The 13631-nt window shown below is 65.2% G+C and carries 14 protein-coding genes and 1 pseudogene; 5 read left to right on the plus strand and 10 right to left on the minus strand.

All coding sequences use genetic code 11. The features are described 5' to 3' along the window. Positions 1-264 precede the first annotated feature (264 nt). The 3 genes from EOA36_RS11145 to EOA36_RS11160 form a co-directional block, all read right to left on the minus strand. Positions 265-1905, minus strand: a complete 1641-nt coding sequence (locus EOA36_RS11145) for an ABC transporter substrate-binding protein (RefSeq protein ID WP_127277689.1) — start codon at positions 1903-1905, stop codon at positions 265-267. A gap of 411 nt (positions 1906-2316) precedes the next feature. Continuing rightward, the gene (secB, locus tag EOA36_RS11150) at positions 2317-2820 is read right to left on the minus strand and encodes a protein-export chaperone SecB (protein ID WP_127277690.1); all 504 of its coding nucleotides are present in this window, start codon (positions 2818-2820) and stop codon (positions 2317-2319) included. 387 nt (positions 2821-3207) lie between these two features. Next, entirely contained in the window at positions 3208-3705 is a 498-nt protein-coding gene (locus EOA36_RS11160; RefSeq protein ID WP_127277700.1) for an FxsA family protein, read from the minus strand. A 199-nt stretch (positions 3706-3904) separates the two neighbouring features. On the opposite strand from EOA36_RS11160, the gene EOA36_RS11165 reads away from it, so the two are divergent. From EOA36_RS11165 to EOA36_RS11180, 4 genes are read left to right on the plus strand one after another with little or no spacing between them, the layout of a single operon-like run. Further along, complete coding sequence (locus tag EOA36_RS11165) at positions 3905-4612, plus strand: Tim44/TimA family putative adaptor protein (protein ID WP_127277701.1); 708 nt, start codon at positions 3905-3907, stop codon at positions 4610-4612. 21 nt (positions 4613-4633) lie between these two features. Then, positions 4634-5731 (plus strand): murein transglycosylase A, encoded by a 1098-nt coding sequence (locus EOA36_RS11170; protein WP_127277691.1) that lies wholly within the window; start codon positions 4634-4636, stop codon positions 5729-5731. Next, complete coding sequence (locus tag EOA36_RS11175) at positions 5731-6261, plus strand: Smr/MutS family protein (RefSeq protein ID WP_127277692.1); 531 nt, start codon at positions 5731-5733, stop codon at positions 6259-6261. The genes EOA36_RS11170 and EOA36_RS11175 overlap by 1 nt, the downstream gene beginning before the upstream one ends. Next, entirely contained in the window at positions 6258-6626 is a 369-nt protein-coding gene (locus EOA36_RS11180) for a helix-turn-helix transcriptional regulator (RefSeq protein ID WP_127277693.1), read from the plus strand. The genes EOA36_RS11175 and EOA36_RS11180 overlap by 4 nt, the downstream gene beginning before the upstream one ends. Before the next feature lie 180 nt (positions 6627-6806). Here EOA36_RS11180 and EOA36_RS11185 read toward each other — a convergent pair whose 3' ends face one another. The 4 genes from EOA36_RS11185 to EOA36_RS11205 all read right to left on the minus strand — a co-directional run bounded on the left by EOA36_RS11185 (position 6807) and on the right by EOA36_RS11205 (position 10158). Beyond that, positions 6807-7055, minus strand: coding sequence for a hypothetical protein (locus tag EOA36_RS11185; RefSeq protein WP_127277694.1), 249 nt, complete (start codon positions 7053-7055; stop codon positions 6807-6809). Between the two features lie 376 nt (positions 7056-7431). Further along, the gene (locus tag EOA36_RS11195; RefSeq protein WP_127277695.1) at positions 7432-8046 is read right to left on the minus strand and encodes a transglutaminase-like cysteine peptidase; all 615 of its coding nucleotides are present in this window, start codon (positions 8044-8046) and stop codon (positions 7432-7434) included. A 161-nt stretch (positions 8047-8207) separates the two neighbouring features. Continuing rightward, a complete protein-coding gene (locus EOA36_RS11200; protein ID WP_127277696.1) occupies positions 8208-9485 on the minus strand; it encodes a polyhydroxyalkanoate depolymerase in 1278 nt (425 codons plus the stop codon). Positions 9486-9789: 304 nt separating this feature from the next. Then, positions 9790-10158 (minus strand): septal ring lytic transglycosylase RlpA family protein, encoded by a 369-nt coding sequence (locus EOA36_RS11205; RefSeq protein ID WP_127277697.1) that lies wholly within the window; start codon positions 10156-10158, stop codon positions 9790-9792. 309 nt (positions 10159-10467) lie between these two features. Here EOA36_RS11205 and EOA36_RS37235 point away from each other — a divergent pair, with 309 nt between their 5' ends. Continuing rightward, the gene (locus EOA36_RS37235; protein WP_189522260.1) at positions 10468-10653 is read left to right on the plus strand and encodes a hypothetical protein; all 186 of its coding nucleotides are present in this window, start codon (positions 10468-10470) and stop codon (positions 10651-10653) included. A gap of 94 nt (positions 10654-10747) precedes the next feature. On the opposite strand, the gene EOA36_RS11215 is transcribed toward EOA36_RS37235, so the two are convergent. The 3 genes and pseudogenes from EOA36_RS11215 to ssuD all read right to left on the minus strand — a co-directional run bounded on the left by EOA36_RS11215 (position 10748) and on the right by ssuD (position 13482). Then, a complete protein-coding gene (locus tag EOA36_RS11215) occupies positions 10748-11545 on the minus strand; it encodes an ATP-binding cassette domain-containing protein (protein ID WP_127277698.1) in 798 nt (265 codons plus the stop codon). 7 nt (positions 11546-11552) lie between these two features. Next, positions 11553-12329, minus strand: a complete 777-nt coding sequence (locus tag EOA36_RS11220; protein ID WP_127277699.1) for an ABC transporter permease subunit — start codon at positions 12327-12329, stop codon at positions 11553-11555. After that, positions 12326-13482: pseudogene (gene ssuD / locus EOA36_RS11225) on the minus strand (FMNH2-dependent alkanesulfonate monooxygenase). Before ssuD ends, EOA36_RS11220 begins: the two are co-directional and overlap by 4 nt. Positions 13483-13631: the final 149 nt, after the last annotated feature.

Here is a 13631-nt window from a genome sequence, read left to right on the forward strand (position 1 = left end):
TCCACGGTTTAAGCCACCTGAGGGGTGACGGGCTCTCGACCGCCGCCACGGATCAGGCAAGCACCTGGTCCGTGGCACCCTCAACAATGCACGATTCCAAACACACAAGGGGTGTTCCAGCTTGGCGATGCCGGAAAGATAGGCGCGGACTCAAAGCTTTAGATACGAAGGCCTCGCTCCGTGGCGCACCCCTCATCCGTCTTGCCGCTTCGCGGCAATCCACCTTCCCCCACAAGGGGGGAAGGAAGAGGCGCCGCGCTAGCCTCAGCTTTCAATCCAAACCTTCTCGAAATGCTGCTCAAGCGCCTGGTGCTGTTCGCAGCCTTCGACGCCCTTGCGATAGGTCCGGTAGACCGAGCGCCAGTAGGGCTGGATGATGATGCCGCTATCGCGCAGATTCTGCTCGATCTTGGCCATGATCTCCTTGCGAGCCTTGGCGTCCGGCATGGCCAACGCCTTGTCGAGCAGCGCGTCGAATTCCTTATTGGCATAGGCGCTTTCGTTCCAGGCGGCGCCGGATTTGTAGGCCAGCGCCAGCACCTGGACGCCGAGCGGGCGGCCCAGCCATTCGGTGCAGGAGAAGGGGTATTTGCTCCAGTCGTTCCAGAAGGTGGCGGCGGGCAGCACGGTGCGCTTGATCTTGAGGCCCGCCTCGCGCATCTGGGCGGCGATGGCGTCGCCGGTGCTCTTTTGCCATTCGACGTCGACCGAGATCAGCTCGTACTCGTGGTCCGCCTTGCCGGATTCGGCGAGCAGCTTCTTGGCCTGCTCGACATCGCGCTTGGCCGGGCCGATATCGGCAAACTCAGGATGCATGGGGCCGACATGGTGGTTGTCGGCGGGTTTGCCCCGGCCGTCGAGGCCGAGCTTCAGCACGGCGGCATTGTCCACCGCGAGCTGGGCGGCGCGGCGCACCTTGACGTCGTCATAGGGCGCATTACCGACATTGAAGCGGGCGACGATGGTCGAGCCGGTGGCGATCTCGGAATTCTTCAGTCCCATCTTGTCGGTCTGCGCGACGGCGTCCGAGGCGGTCTCGTGGTCGGTGTCGATCTCGCCGGATTCAAAGGCAGACAGCATGGCGTTGGGGTCGGAGCCGTAATCGATCCACTGGATGCCATCGAGATGGAACTCGCCCTTCCACCACGGCTTGTCCTTGCGTTTCACCTCCGCACCCGTCTCGGCGTCCCATTTCACCAGCTCGCAAGGACCCGTGGTGATCGCCAGCGCCTTCATGGGGTCGCCGTCGCCGTCATAGGAGCGGTGCATGATCAGCGCGGGATAGTCGGCCATGCCGGCGATCAGCGAAATGTCGGGCTTCGGCAGATTGAGTTTTATGGTGAAGTCGTCGACCTTCTCGATGCCGCCATCGACCACCTTCTTGGTGTCGGCATTGACCAGCGCGCCCATGCGCGCGGCGACCGAATTGCCGGCGACGCCGGCCTCGCACCAGCGGGTGAGGTTGTGGACGACATCGTCGGCGTTGAAGGCGTCGCCGTTCGACCAGGTGATGCCCTTGCGCACATGCAGGGTCAACGTCCTGGCGTCGTCGCTCATCTCCCACTTTTCCAGCAGCCACGGCTCGAACGAGAAATCGGTGTTCCAGCGCACCAGATATTCGTTGCAGTGGCGCGCGACATTGGACATTTCGACACCGTCGAAGGTGCGCGGATCCTTGAAGCCCTTGACGTTCATGGCGACGCGCAGGGTGCCGCCCTTCTTGGGTTCGGCGGCGCGGGCCGGGGCCGCGGCGATGCCGCCCAGGGCAAAGGCGCCGGCGGCGCTGACGCCGAGGCCAGCCATGAGCGCCAGATATTCGCGGCGGCTGATGCCGCCCGTCTTGAAATCCTCGGCGACAGGTCTGGCTTGCGGGTGGAGCTTGCGGTCGGTCAGCATGAATTTCATCATCGTTCCCTCTTTTGTTGGGCGTCCCGACCGATCGCCAACGCGGGGGGCTGCGACTGCCGGGACGCCTTTGCCTGAGGGCGCGATGATAGGGCTGGGGGATCGAGGGGAGTGTTCTGGAATCCGCAGGACTTGTGCGGTGCTCCGCTCGCGACTTCGTCATCCACGGGCGGAGCAGCCGCGCAGCGGCGTCGCGCAGACCCGAGGATCCATGCCGCGACCTTGCCGACTGGCGCAGCGGAGCAGAACCTGGACCGTGGCAACGCTTCAGAGTCCCGGCATGGATCCTAGGGTCTGCGCCGCGTCGCTGCGCTCCTTGCTTCGCCCTAGGATGACGAAGGGAAGAGGCGGCCCCACAACAAAAAACCCGGCGAGGCCGGGTTTTTCAAAGCGATCCCTGTCAGCCGAGCGTCAGCTCACCTTGGTCTGCGAGGCGGCCTGGTCCTCGGCGATCTTCTGCTGGAACATCTGCGCGAAATCGATCGGGTCGAGCATCAGCGGCGGGAAGCCGCCATTGCGCGTCGCCTCGGCGATGATCTGGCGGGCGAAGGGGAACAAAAGGCGCGGGCATTCGATGAACAGGATCGGCAGCATGTGCTCCTGCGGGAAGCCCGAAATGGCGAAGACGCCGCCATAGATCAGCTCGACGTTGAACAGCACTTCCTGGTCGAAGGAAGCCTTGGCGTTCAGCGTCAGGTTGACGTCGAATTGCTTGTCGGAGAGCGGGTTGGCGTTGACGTTGACGTTGATGGCGATGCCGGGCGCCTTGTCGCGGCCGCGCAGCGAGTTGGGTGCGCCGGGGCTTTCGAAGGACAGGTCCTTGACATACTGGGCCAGCACGTTGAGCGACGGCTGCGCCGCGCTGCCATTGCCGTTGCCGTTGGCGCCGACCGGCGCGTCATCATTGCTGGCCATGAGCCGATATCCTTTTCCCCTGGGCAGTCTCGCTCACCGAATTGAATCGGGGCTGACCGAATTGAAATCGGGCGTTCGCTACCATGGCCGGCATGACAAGACAAGGTTTGCCGCCTTGTGGCCTTGGGCGATTGGGGCGGACGCTTCGTGCGGGGAAGATCATCGCCGGAGGCCAGCGCCGCCCCTCACCTGCCTGCCGGCATCCTCTCCCCGTACAGTGACGGGGAGAGGGGGTGCTGTGTCCGATGATTTCGCCAATCATCAACGTTGGAAGGATGCGGCCGGCGTTGCGGCCAGCCTCTTTCTCCCCGTCACTATACGGGGAGAAATGTCCGGCAGGACAATGAGGGGCAGCGCCGACGTTCGGGAACAAGCCGCAACCGCGACCTAATCGTCCTTCAGCCGCCGCCAGGGCGAATTGTGGTCCGGGCCGCGCTTCAGGTCGTCCTCGCGCGAATAGTCGCCGTCTTCGAGGTCGATGACCTTGTCGCGCTGGCGGCGGAAGCCGCCGGTGGAGAAATTGCTGGCCACGACGATGCGGCCCTTGAGCCTGCTCCAGGCGAAGTCGCGCACCGGCGGCAGGAACAGGAGCAGGCCGACAATGTCCGTGATGAAGCCGGGGATGATCAGCAGGATCGCGGCGACGACGATCATGGCGCCATGGGCGAGCTGGCGGCTGGGGTCGTGGCCGGCGGCCATCTCGGCGCGGATGCGGGCCATGACGCCGAAACCCTGGTGCCGCAGCAGAAGCACGCCGGCGAAGCTCGAGGCCAGCACCAGGCCGACCGTCGCCAGCGCGCCGACCTCACGGCCGACGACGACGAAACCGGCGATTTCCAGCAGCGGCAGCGCGAGGAGAAAGAAGGGAAGCAGCGAAATGCGCAAGTCTTTACCGACCATTCGATTGTTTTGGCCCGCCGGCGACCAATCGCCGCTGGCACGGAGGCTGTTAGATAGGTATGCCTGCCTTTGATTTGAATGATTGCGCCTTGCGTTCTATATGCTTTGAATGGTGAACGCTATGCGACCGCGGCCTGTCGGCTTGACGGTCCGGCCTAGAGGCAGGGATTGATTGGCGGAAAATATGGGCTTCTTCGACTTCGGCACGATTTTCTTCCTGATCGCGGCGGTGGTGATCTTCTTCCAGCTGCGCAACGTGCTGGGCCGTCGGACCGGTAGCGAGCGGCCGCCCTTCGACCCCTATACGGCGGCGCGCACCGACAAGGAGGCCACGCAGAAGCCCGAAAACGTGGTTTCGCTGCCGCGCAAGCGGCTGCCCGGCGAGGCGGCGCCGGCCGACGCCTATACGGCGATCGACGCCTTCGCCAAGCCCGACACCGACCTCAACAAGGGCCTGCGCGCGATCAAGGACAACGACCCGTCCTTCGATCCCAAGGGTTTCGTCGACGGCGCCAAGATGGCCTATGAGATGATCGTCATGGCCTATGCCGACGGCGACCGCAAAACGCTGAAGAACCTTTTGTCGCGGGAGGTCTATGACGGGTTCGTCGCCGCGATCGGCGAGCGCGAGGCCAAGTCGGAAAAGATCCAGTCCTCCTTCGTCGGCATCGACAAGGCCGACATCGTTTCGGCCGAGATGAAGGGCGGCGAGGCGCATGTGACGCTGCGCATCATCAGCGAGCTGATCTCGGCGACGCGCGACCAGGCCGGCGCCGTCATCGACGGCGATCCGGAAACCGTGGCCGAGGTCAAGGATGTCTGGACCTTCGCCCGCGACACGCGCTCGCGCGATCCGAACTGGAAGCTCGTCGCCACCGAAGAAGAAGACTGAGCCCGGAACAGGCGGGCTCCGGTGTCGCTGTCGCCTCTCCTTGTTGAAAGGTCCTTCGGCGACCTGCCCGGCTGGGGCGGCGACGACCATCTGCCGGCCTTCGAGGCGTTTGCCCGTTCCGCCTTGCATGTGCCGATAAAACCCTATCGCAGCGGTGCGCTGGGCGTCGATTTCGGCGCCTTCGCCGAAGCCTATGCGCAAGCGCGTGGCGCCGCGCCGGCGAACCGATCCGAGGCCCGCGCCTTCTTCGAGCGCCATTTCGTTCCCATGCTGGTCCGGCCGGAAACCGGCGCCGGGCTCGTCACCGGCTTCTACGAGCCGCAAGTCGAGGCCTCGCCGGTGCGGACGGCGCATTTTACCGTGCCGCTGCTGTCGCGGCCGGCCGATCTTGTCGACGTCGACGACGCCAACCGGCCGGCCGGGATGGATCCTTATCTCGCCTTCGCCCGCCGGGCCGCCGACGGGCTGGCCGAATATCCCGACCGTGGCGCGATCGAGCGCGGCGCGATCGCCGGCCAGGGACTGAAGATCGCCTGGCTGGCCGACAAGGTCGATGCCTTCTTCATCCATGTGCAAGGCGCGGCGCGGCTCGCCATGACCGACGGCCGGCTTTGCCGCGTCACCTACGCCGCCAAATCCGGCCAGCGCTTTACCGGGCCCGGCAAGGTGCTGAGCGAGCTGGGGGAAATCCCGCTGGCGGACGTGACGATGCAGTCGATCCGCGCCTGGTTCAAGGCGCATCCGCGGCGCGTCGACGAGATCCTGTGGCGGAACCGTTCCTACATCTTCTTCCGCGAGGCCGCGGTGGATGACGCCGCGCTCGGGCCGATCGCGGCCGCCAAGGTGCCGCTGACGCCGGGCCGCTCGATGGCCGTCGACCGGCTGCTTCACACATTCGGCACGCCTTTTTACATCGACGCGCCGACGCTCACCGCCTTCGACAAAAGGCCGTTCCGGCGGCTGATGATCGCGCAGGACACCGGCTCGGCCATCACCGGACCGGCGCGCGGCGACCTGTTCGCCGGCTCGGGGGATACCGCCCGCGAGATCGCCGGCGTGGTGCGCAACGCCGCCGATTTCTACGCGCTGGTGCCGCGCGCGCTGGCCGGGGGCGCATGATGAGCAAGCGTCCGGACAAACTCAGCGAGGACGACCGGGTGCTGTGGAACCTGGTGGCGCGCACCGCCAAGCCGCTCAAGGGCCGCGCCGCCGTCGACATTCCGGACATGGCCGTCGATGCCAGGCCGACGCCGTCGCAGCCGGCCCAGCCCGCCGCCGGCCCGGCTGGCGCGGCAAAGCCGAAGGTGCAGCATGTCACGCACCGGCTCGACGAGCCGACGCTGGACAAGTTGCAGAAGGGCCGGTTGCCGATCGAGGGCCGCGTCGACCTGCATGGCATGACGCAGGACGAGGCCTATTCGCTGCTGTTCTCGTTCCTGCACCGGGCGCATGCCGGCGGCGTCCGCTATGTGCTGGTCATCACCGGCAAGGGGTCGTCCTCGGGCGGCGACGGTGTCTTGCGGCGTGCCGTGCCGGCCTGGCTGTCGACGCCGGCGTTCCGGCCGCTGGTCTCCAGCCACGACCATGCCGCCCGCAACCATGGCGGCTCGGGCGCGCTCTATATCAGGCTGCGGCGGGCGCGCTCATGACGCCGTTCGGCGAGAAGCTGCGGGCGCTGAGAGCCGAGCGCGGCGTCAGCCAGAAGGACATGGCCGCGGCGATCGGCGTCAGCGCCGCCTATCTCTCGGCGCTGGAGCATGGCCGGCGCGGCGCGCCGACCTGGACGCTGATCCAGAAGATCATCGGCTATTTCAACATCATCTGGGACGATGCCGAGGAGCTGGCGCGGCTGGCCGAAGCCTCGCACCCGCGCGTCAGGCTGGACACGTCGGGTCTTTCCCCCGCCGCCACCGAACTCGCCAACCTGTTGGCCGAAAACATCGAGAAGCTGGATGAGGCGGACTTGCGCCGCATCACAGGATCGATCCAGGCGGCCTTGGGCCGGCGATCCTAGAATTGCAGGAAAAGTGCGTAGCGGTTTTCCCGAGAAGCGCGTAGCGCTTCCCCTTGGGAATTGCGTAAAAACAAAGAGTTAGAGAATCGGTTCTTTGCTCCGACTTTGCGACGGCCGAGCGATCGCCGGTCGCAAGAACAGCGCCCGCCGGCGAGTAGCCGACGGGCAGCCATGGTGAGATCAATTCTTGCCGGCCGTGCTGCCGCCATTGCCGCCACGGCCATGGTCGCCATGGTTGCCATGATCGCGGCCGCCATTGCCACCGCCCAGGCAGTCCGACGCGCCGGCGGCGCCGCAACAGCGGCCGCTCCACAGGTCGTTGAGGCTGGTCTTGGCGCAGCTTGGAATGGTCTGCTCGGCCAGAGCGGATCCGGTCAGGGCCGAAACGGCAGCGGCGGCGAGAAGGGTGTTGCGCAGGAAAGCAGTCATTTGAAGTCTCCATGGTTTGGGTTTCTATCGTCCACGGCTGTGTGTCGCCGGGCGAACGGAAATGGTTCACGGAGGGATGCGGAAATTTTTGGAATGGCTATGCGAGACGCCCGATCGGCGATGTCAGCGCCGCCCCTCATCTGCCTGCCGGCATCTTCTCCCCGTAGAACAGGGAGAAGGTCGCTGTGGCAACCTCGCCACCCTTCCTGTACCGCTGACAATTGGCGAAATCGGCGATGACGGCGTCTTTCTCCCCGTCACTATACGGGGAGAAATGCCCGGCAGGGCAATGAGGGGCGGCGCCGACCTGCGCCAGGGGTAAGCGGAAGACACTTTCGGCACGAGACATACCGCGTTCGAACCGCGGCGCTCTTTGCTACTGCACCGAGCCCACCAGAACCTGCTGGCCGCCGCGGATCGAGACCCAGCGGCCGGTGTTGTCGATCGCCTGCCGCTTGAGGAAGCGGTAGCCGGTCTGGTCCCAGGGCTTGACCTTGTCGGTCAAATTGTCGAGCACATAATCGCCGCCGTCGGTGCGCACCGTCAGCACGGCGTGACCTTCGCCGTCGGGCTTGCGCACCACGGTTATCAAGAGATCGGCGAGCGAAACGCCCATGCGGGACAGCTGGCGCCGCTTCTCCAGCACATAGTCCTCGCAGTCGCCGACGCCCTTGTCGGGATAGGCCCAGACCTCGTCCGTGCCATAGATGTCCATGTCGCTCATCGGCTTGACTGATGCATTGACCCTGGCGGTGACGTTGAGCAGCTTGCGCATCAACCCGTCGGTCAGGGTGGCCGGCGCGAGGCTGGCCGGACGGATCGAACATTCGCCCGGATGCTGCTTGCAGAAATCGTAGTGGCCGATCGGCTGCGAGGTGAGGCCACCGGTCGCCATCGCGTCCGAAGCCCAGGCCGGTGCCATCCAGCCTCCCGTTACTGCCAGCCCGGCTGCCACGCATACGCGCAGCCTTCGCATGGTTGAGGAATTCATTGTCCCCGCTCGCCCTGTTGTTAACGAAACGTTAAGGGCGATTTACACTCCGTGTCAATTACGACGTCGGGTTGATTTGCAGCATGGTTACCCGCGGGGAGGGACAGCGGCACTTGTGCAACAGAATCGGACCGCCGGCCCGGCTCCGTTTCTAGAATTGCCTACCGCTTGGCGGTGCGGACCAGCTTCGGCTTCACCGCCACCCGGTTCTGGCGGCCATAGCTGGTGATGAAGTCGACGATGCGCGGCACGATCTCGGAGCGGAAGCGCGAGCCGTTGAAGACGCCGTAATGGCCGACCGCCGGCTGCATGTAATGCGCCTTCCTGTCGGCGGGGATGTTGACGCACAGGTCCTGCGCGGCCTTGGTCTGGCCAAGGCCCGAAATGTCGTCGTTCTCGCCCTCGACCGTGAACAGGGCAACGTTGCGGATGGCGGACGGATCGATCCTGGTGCCGCGATGCGTCATCTCGCCCTTGGGCAACGCATGGCGCACGAAGACGGTGTCGACGGTCTGCAGGTAGAACTCCGCCGTCAGGTCCATCACCGCCAGATACTCGTCGTAGAAGTCGCGGTGCTTTTCTGCATTGTCGCCATCATGCTTCACAAGGTGCATGAAGAAGTCCTTGTGGGCGATGATGTGGCGGTCGAGGTTCATGCTCATGAAGCCCGAAAGCTGCAGGAAGCCGGGATAGACCTCACGGCCGAAGCCCGGCACCGGCCAGGGCGCGCGCATGACGACGTTGTCGCGGAACCAGTCGATGCCCTTTTCCTCGGCCAGCAGATTGACCGCGGTCGGGTTGCGGCGGGTGTCGATCGGTCCGCCCATCAGCGTCATCGTCGAAGGGACGAAGGGGTCGCCGCGCGTTTCCATCAGCGAAACCGCCGCCAGCACCGGCACGGAAGGCTGGCACACCGCCATCAGATGGGTGTCCGGACCCAGCGTGTGCAGCATGTCGATGATGTAGTCGATATAGTCGTCGAGATCGAAGCTGCCATCGGCCAGCGGCACCATGCGCGCGTCGACCCAGTCGGTGATGTGGACATCGGCATAGGGCAGCATCGCCTCGACCGTGCCGCGCAGCAGCGTCGCGTAATGACCCGACATCGGCGCCACGATCAGCAGCTTCGGGTCGGCCTTGCGTCCGGCGGGAACGGCGCGCTCGAACCGGACGAGATTGCAGAACGGCTTCGACCAGATGGTCTTTTCGGTGACCGCGACGCTCTTCCAGTCGACCACCGTCTTGGCCAGGCCGAATTGCGGCTTGCCGTAGCGGCGCGTGGTGCGCTCGAACAGTTCGGCGCCGGCCGCGATCGATCGGCCCCAGGGTGTGTGCGAGACCGGATTGAGCGGATTGGAGTAGAAGAGCCGGACAGCGTCGGCATAGAGCCGGGCCGGCTGCAAGGCGGCATGGTTCATTTCGTATAGCTGGTAGTACATCAAGAACCCCGCTGCTGCCTCGACCGAAGGGACGACGAGCAGCGCCGAGCCTTGAATGTCACGCGGGGAGGTTAACAACTAATTGCTGCGATGCAATACGTCACGTGGCGTGACCAATGCTTCTTTCGTCCAAAGCCTTGAAAACCGGCCCCAGACGGCACAGCCGGCTCAATGTGCGCCGCCGAAATGTGTAGGATATGTGTCAGGCCACCGCGCCGGACACCTGACCATGATCGCCGAAAAATACCCGCTTTGCGCGGCTGAGCCGCGGTCCGGGAGTGATCATGGTCAAGAGACGGTCAAATCAGACGCGCGCCATGCAGACCGAAGTCTGGCCGGAGCCGATGAAGCCGAGCTGGCCGGCGGCGCCTTTCGACAGGTCGAGCACGCGGCCCTTGATGAAGGGACCACGATCGTTGATGCGCACGACGACGCTGCGGCCGTTGTTCTTGTTGGTGACCCGCAATTTGGTGCCGAAAGGCAGCGTGCGGTGGGCGGCGGTCATCGCCGAGGGGTTCATGCGTTCGCCCGAGGCGGTCCTCGAGTGCAGCGCGTACCAGGAAGCGCGGCCGCACTGGCCGGCGGCGGCGGTCGCCGAAGTGGCGGAGGCGCCGACCATCAGGCCAGCAGCGATCGTTACCGCGACAAGCGCGGTCTGTTTTGGGGTCTTCATATTTGGGGGATGGCTCCGTTTTTGACAGACCCCAGCCGTTAGGTCGAGAATAAGGCAGGAAATGCGGCAGTGATCTGGCGGTTCCATGGCGAGATCACACGTTTGGAGTCACCGGGTAACAGTCTGTCAGGGATTTTCTCGCGCGCCAGGATCAGTTTTCGACCCTATTTTGATCGGCACGAAGGACTTCCATGACAAGATTAGATGTTGATCTTCAAATAGAAACCTGTGCGATCTGACCACTTCCTTCGGCTCTTTCATCGCGGCGATAGTGCCGCAATCGATCGACTTGAAAAGCGGGATCCAAGAATGAGACTGATCAAAAATCTGCTGGCCTTGATCGTGCTGGCCGTCGGTGCGCTGTGGTCGCTGCAAGGCATCGGCGTGGTCGGCGGCAGCTTCATGACCGGCCAGTCGCAATGGCTCTATATCGGCCTCGCCACCATGCTGATCGGCCTGGCAGGGCTGGTGTGGGCAAACCGTGGGCTTCGATGAAAGGTCGACCCCCACTCCGTCGAAGCGGCGACGGAGTGGGGGAAGCCGCTCGTCAATCGCGCCGCCGCCACAGGCCTAACCGACCGCCGCGGCCCTAACCGAACAGCTGGTCCAGAATCCTGCCTTCGAGGCGGGCAAGCTCGGCGGAGCCGCGGCGGCGCGGCCGTTCCACCGGCACATCCAGATCGAGCGCGATCCTGCCGCCGCTTATCACCACCACCCGGTCGGCGAGCGCAACCGCTTCGGCGACATCGTGCGTGACCAGCACGGCGGTGAATTTCTGGGCTATCCAGATACGCTCCAGCAATTGCTGCATCTCGATGCGGGTCAGCGCGTCGAGCGCCCCGAGCGGCTCGTCGAGCGCCAGGACCTGCGGGTGACCGACCAGCGCGCGGGCCAGCGCCACGCGCTGCTTCTGGCCGCCGGACAGCACCGAGGGCCATTCATCGGCTCGGTCCGCGAGGCCGACCTTGCCGAGAATGTCGAGCGCGCGTTGCCTCGCTTGCGTGCCGGAGGCGAGGCCGGTCAACCCGACCTCGACGTTTTTCACCACGCTGGCCCAGGGCAGCAGGCGCGGCTCCTGGAACATGAAGCGCGTGCGGCTGTGGCCCTCTTCCTCGGCTCCCAGCGTCAGCGATCCCGAAGTCGGCCGGTCGAGCCCCGCGAGCAAGCGGAGCAGCGTGCTCTTGCCGCAGCCGCTTTTGCCGATGACGGCGACGAACTGCCCGACCGGCACGTCGAGATCGATGCCGTCGAGAACGGTCTTGTCGCCAAAGCGTTTCTCCACGCCCTTGAAGGCAAAGGCACGCCTGCCTTCGACCGCTATCGCCGGGCGCGCGGGCGCTGGCGTGGTGACAAAGGAGCGGACGGCGGTCAGACTGGCGGCTGGCATCGAATACTCATCCGTTCTGAAAGGCGGGATGCCAGCCGAGCGACAGGCGCTCGAGCAGGCGGGCGAGACTGTCGGCGAGCTTGCCGAGCAGCGCGTAGATCAGGATCGACAGCACGACGACATCGATCAGCAGGAACTCGCGCGCCTGCATGGCCATGTAGCCGAGCCCGGAGCTGGCCGAGATGGTTTCGGCGACGATCAGCGTCAGCCACATGATGCCCAAGGCGTAGCGCAGGCCGACGAAGATCGCCGGCAGCGCGCCGGGCAGGATGACGCGGAAGAACAGCGCGCGCCGGTCCATGCCGTAGACGCGGCCCATCTCCACCAGTTGCGGGTCAACGCTCTGGATGCCGAGCAGCGTGTTGACGTAGATCGGAAAGAACACGCCGAGCTCCACCAGGAACAGTTTTGCTTCCTCGTCGATGCCGAACCACAGGATGACCAGCGGAATCAGCGCCAGGTGCGGAATGTTGCGGATCATCTGCAGCGTGGTGTCGGTCAGGCCGCGGCTCAGCGTCGACAGCCCGTTGGCAAGGCCGAGCGCGAAGCCGATCGAGCCGCCGACGGCGAAGCCGGCCAGGGCGCGCGCCGTCGAGACGCCGATGTTGCGGATCAGTTCACCGGACAGCGTCAAACGCCAGAAGGCCTCGGCGACGGCGCTTGGTGCCGGAAGCACGTTGGCCGGCATGACGCCGGCGCGGGAAGCCACCTCCCAGCCGGCAAGCACCAGCACCGGCAATAGCCAGCCGATGCCGTTCCTGCGCAGGCGCGTGAAAAAGCTCATGACGCGGCCTGCAGGCGGGCCGCGCCATGGAAGCCGACGGAGAATTCGTTGGCGATGTCTTCGCGCGGCTTGAGCCGCCTGGTACCAAGCCCGAGCTTGGGGAAGAGCAGTTCGGCGACGCGATAGGCTTCCTCGAGATGCGGATAGCCGGAACCGATGATGGTGTCGATGCCGATCGCCTGGTACTCGCGAATGCGGTCGGCGACCTGCTCCGGCGTGCCGACCAGCGCGGTGCCGGCGCCGCCGCGCACCAGCCCGACGCCGGCCCACAGATTGGGCGAGACGACCAGCCTGTCGCGGCGGCCGCCATGCAGTTCGGCCATGCGGCGCTGGCCGACCGAGTCCATCTGGTTGAGGAACCGCGCCTGCGCGTTCTCGATCTGCGCATCGGTGACGTGGCTGATCAACGGTCGGCGGCGCGCCAGGCTTCGTCCTCGGTTTCGCGAACAATGAAATGCAGCCGGATGCCGAAACGCAGTTCGCGGCCGCGCAATGCCGCCTTCGCGCGCGCCGAAGCCAGCTTTTCGGCGACCTGCGCCGGTGGCTCGCCCCAAGTGAGGTACATATCCACCAGGTCGGCGGCAAGATCCTGCCCGGCGTCGGACGAGCCGCCGAAATAAAGCGGCGGCCGCTCCTGTGATGGCAGAAGGTCGAGGCGGCCATTCTCGACGCGGTAATATTTGCCGTCGAAATTGACGCGCTCGCCGGACACCAGACCGCGCCAGATGGTCAGGAATTCATGCGCCTGCGCATAGCGCTCGTCATGTGGCAGGAAGACGCCGTCGCCGGCAAGCTCGGCCGGATTGCCGCCGACCACGACATTGAGCAGCAGGCGGCCGTTGCTCAGACGGTCGAGAGCCGCCGTCTGGCGCGCCGCGAAGGTCGGCAGGGTCACGCCCGGCCGCAGCGCGACGAGGAATTTGAGCCTTTCGGTCAGCGTCGCCAGTCCAGTGGCGGTGATCCAGGAATCCTCGCAGTTCTGTCCGGTCGGCAACAGCACGCCGGGGAAGCCGAGCCGGTCGACTGCCTGCGCGATCTCCTTGAAATAGCCGAACTCCGGCGGCCGCTGCTGCTGCTCGGAGCCAAGATAGGAACCGTCGCCATGCGTCGGGATGAACCAGAAGAAATCGAGTGGCTTGGCTGGCGTGGTCAAGGCGGGCCTCCTGGAGGGCAAGGCACAATGGCAACGGCGCCGGGCGTTCCTCCACCCGGCGCCGCGTGACGAAAAATCAATTGCCCGGCGCTGTCCAAACCGCGTCGGAAATCCGCACCGCCTTGGGGATCAGGCCAAGCTTGTAGAAG

Source organism: Mesorhizobium sp. M8A.F.Ca.ET.021.01.1.1 (genome assembly GCF_003998025.1).
GTDB lineage: Bacteria > Pseudomonadota > Alphaproteobacteria > Rhizobiales > Rhizobiaceae > Mesorhizobium.

Excerpts from the sequence above, each read along its gene's own strand:
- EOA36_RS11145 (WP_127277689.1), bottom strand. The coding sequence starts at position 1,905 with ATGAAATTCATGCTGACCGACCGCAAGCTCCACCCGCAAGCCAGACCT.
- secB (WP_127277690.1), bottom strand. The coding sequence starts at position 2,820 with ATGGCCAGCAATGATGACGCGCCGGTCGGCGCCAACGGCAACGGCAAT.
- EOA36_RS11165 (WP_127277701.1), top strand. The coding sequence starts at position 3,905 with ATGGGCTTCTTCGACTTCGGCACGATTTTCTTCCTGATCGCGGCGGTG.
- EOA36_RS11175 (WP_127277692.1), top strand. The coding sequence starts at position 5,731 with ATGAGCAAGCGTCCGGACAAACTCAGCGAGGACGACCGGGTGCTGTGG.
- EOA36_RS11180 (WP_127277693.1), top strand. The coding sequence starts at position 6,258 with ATGACGCCGTTCGGCGAGAAGCTGCGGGCGCTGAGAGCCGAGCGCGGC.
- EOA36_RS11185 (WP_127277694.1), bottom strand. The coding sequence starts at position 7,055 with ATGACTGCTTTCCTGCGCAACACCCTTCTCGCCGCCGCTGCCGTTTCG.
- EOA36_RS11195 (WP_127277695.1), bottom strand. The coding sequence starts at position 8,046 with ATGAATTCCTCAACCATGCGAAGGCTGCGCGTATGCGTGGCAGCCGGG.
- EOA36_RS11200 (WP_127277696.1), bottom strand. The coding sequence starts at position 9,485 with ATGTACTACCAGCTATACGAAATGAACCATGCCGCCTTGCAGCCGGCC.
- EOA36_RS11205 (WP_127277697.1), bottom strand. The coding sequence starts at position 10,158 with ATGAAGACCCCAAAACAGACCGCGCTTGTCGCGGTAACGATCGCTGCT.
- EOA36_RS37235 (WP_189522260.1), top strand. The coding sequence starts at position 10,468 with ATGAGACTGATCAAAAATCTGCTGGCCTTGATCGTGCTGGCCGTCGGT.
- EOA36_RS11215 (WP_127277698.1), bottom strand. The coding sequence starts at position 11,545 with ATGCCAGCCGCCAGTCTGACCGCCGTCCGCTCCTTTGTCACCACGCCA.
- EOA36_RS11220 (WP_127277699.1), bottom strand. The coding sequence starts at position 12,329 with ATGAGCTTTTTCACGCGCCTGCGCAGGAACGGCATCGGCTGGCTATTG.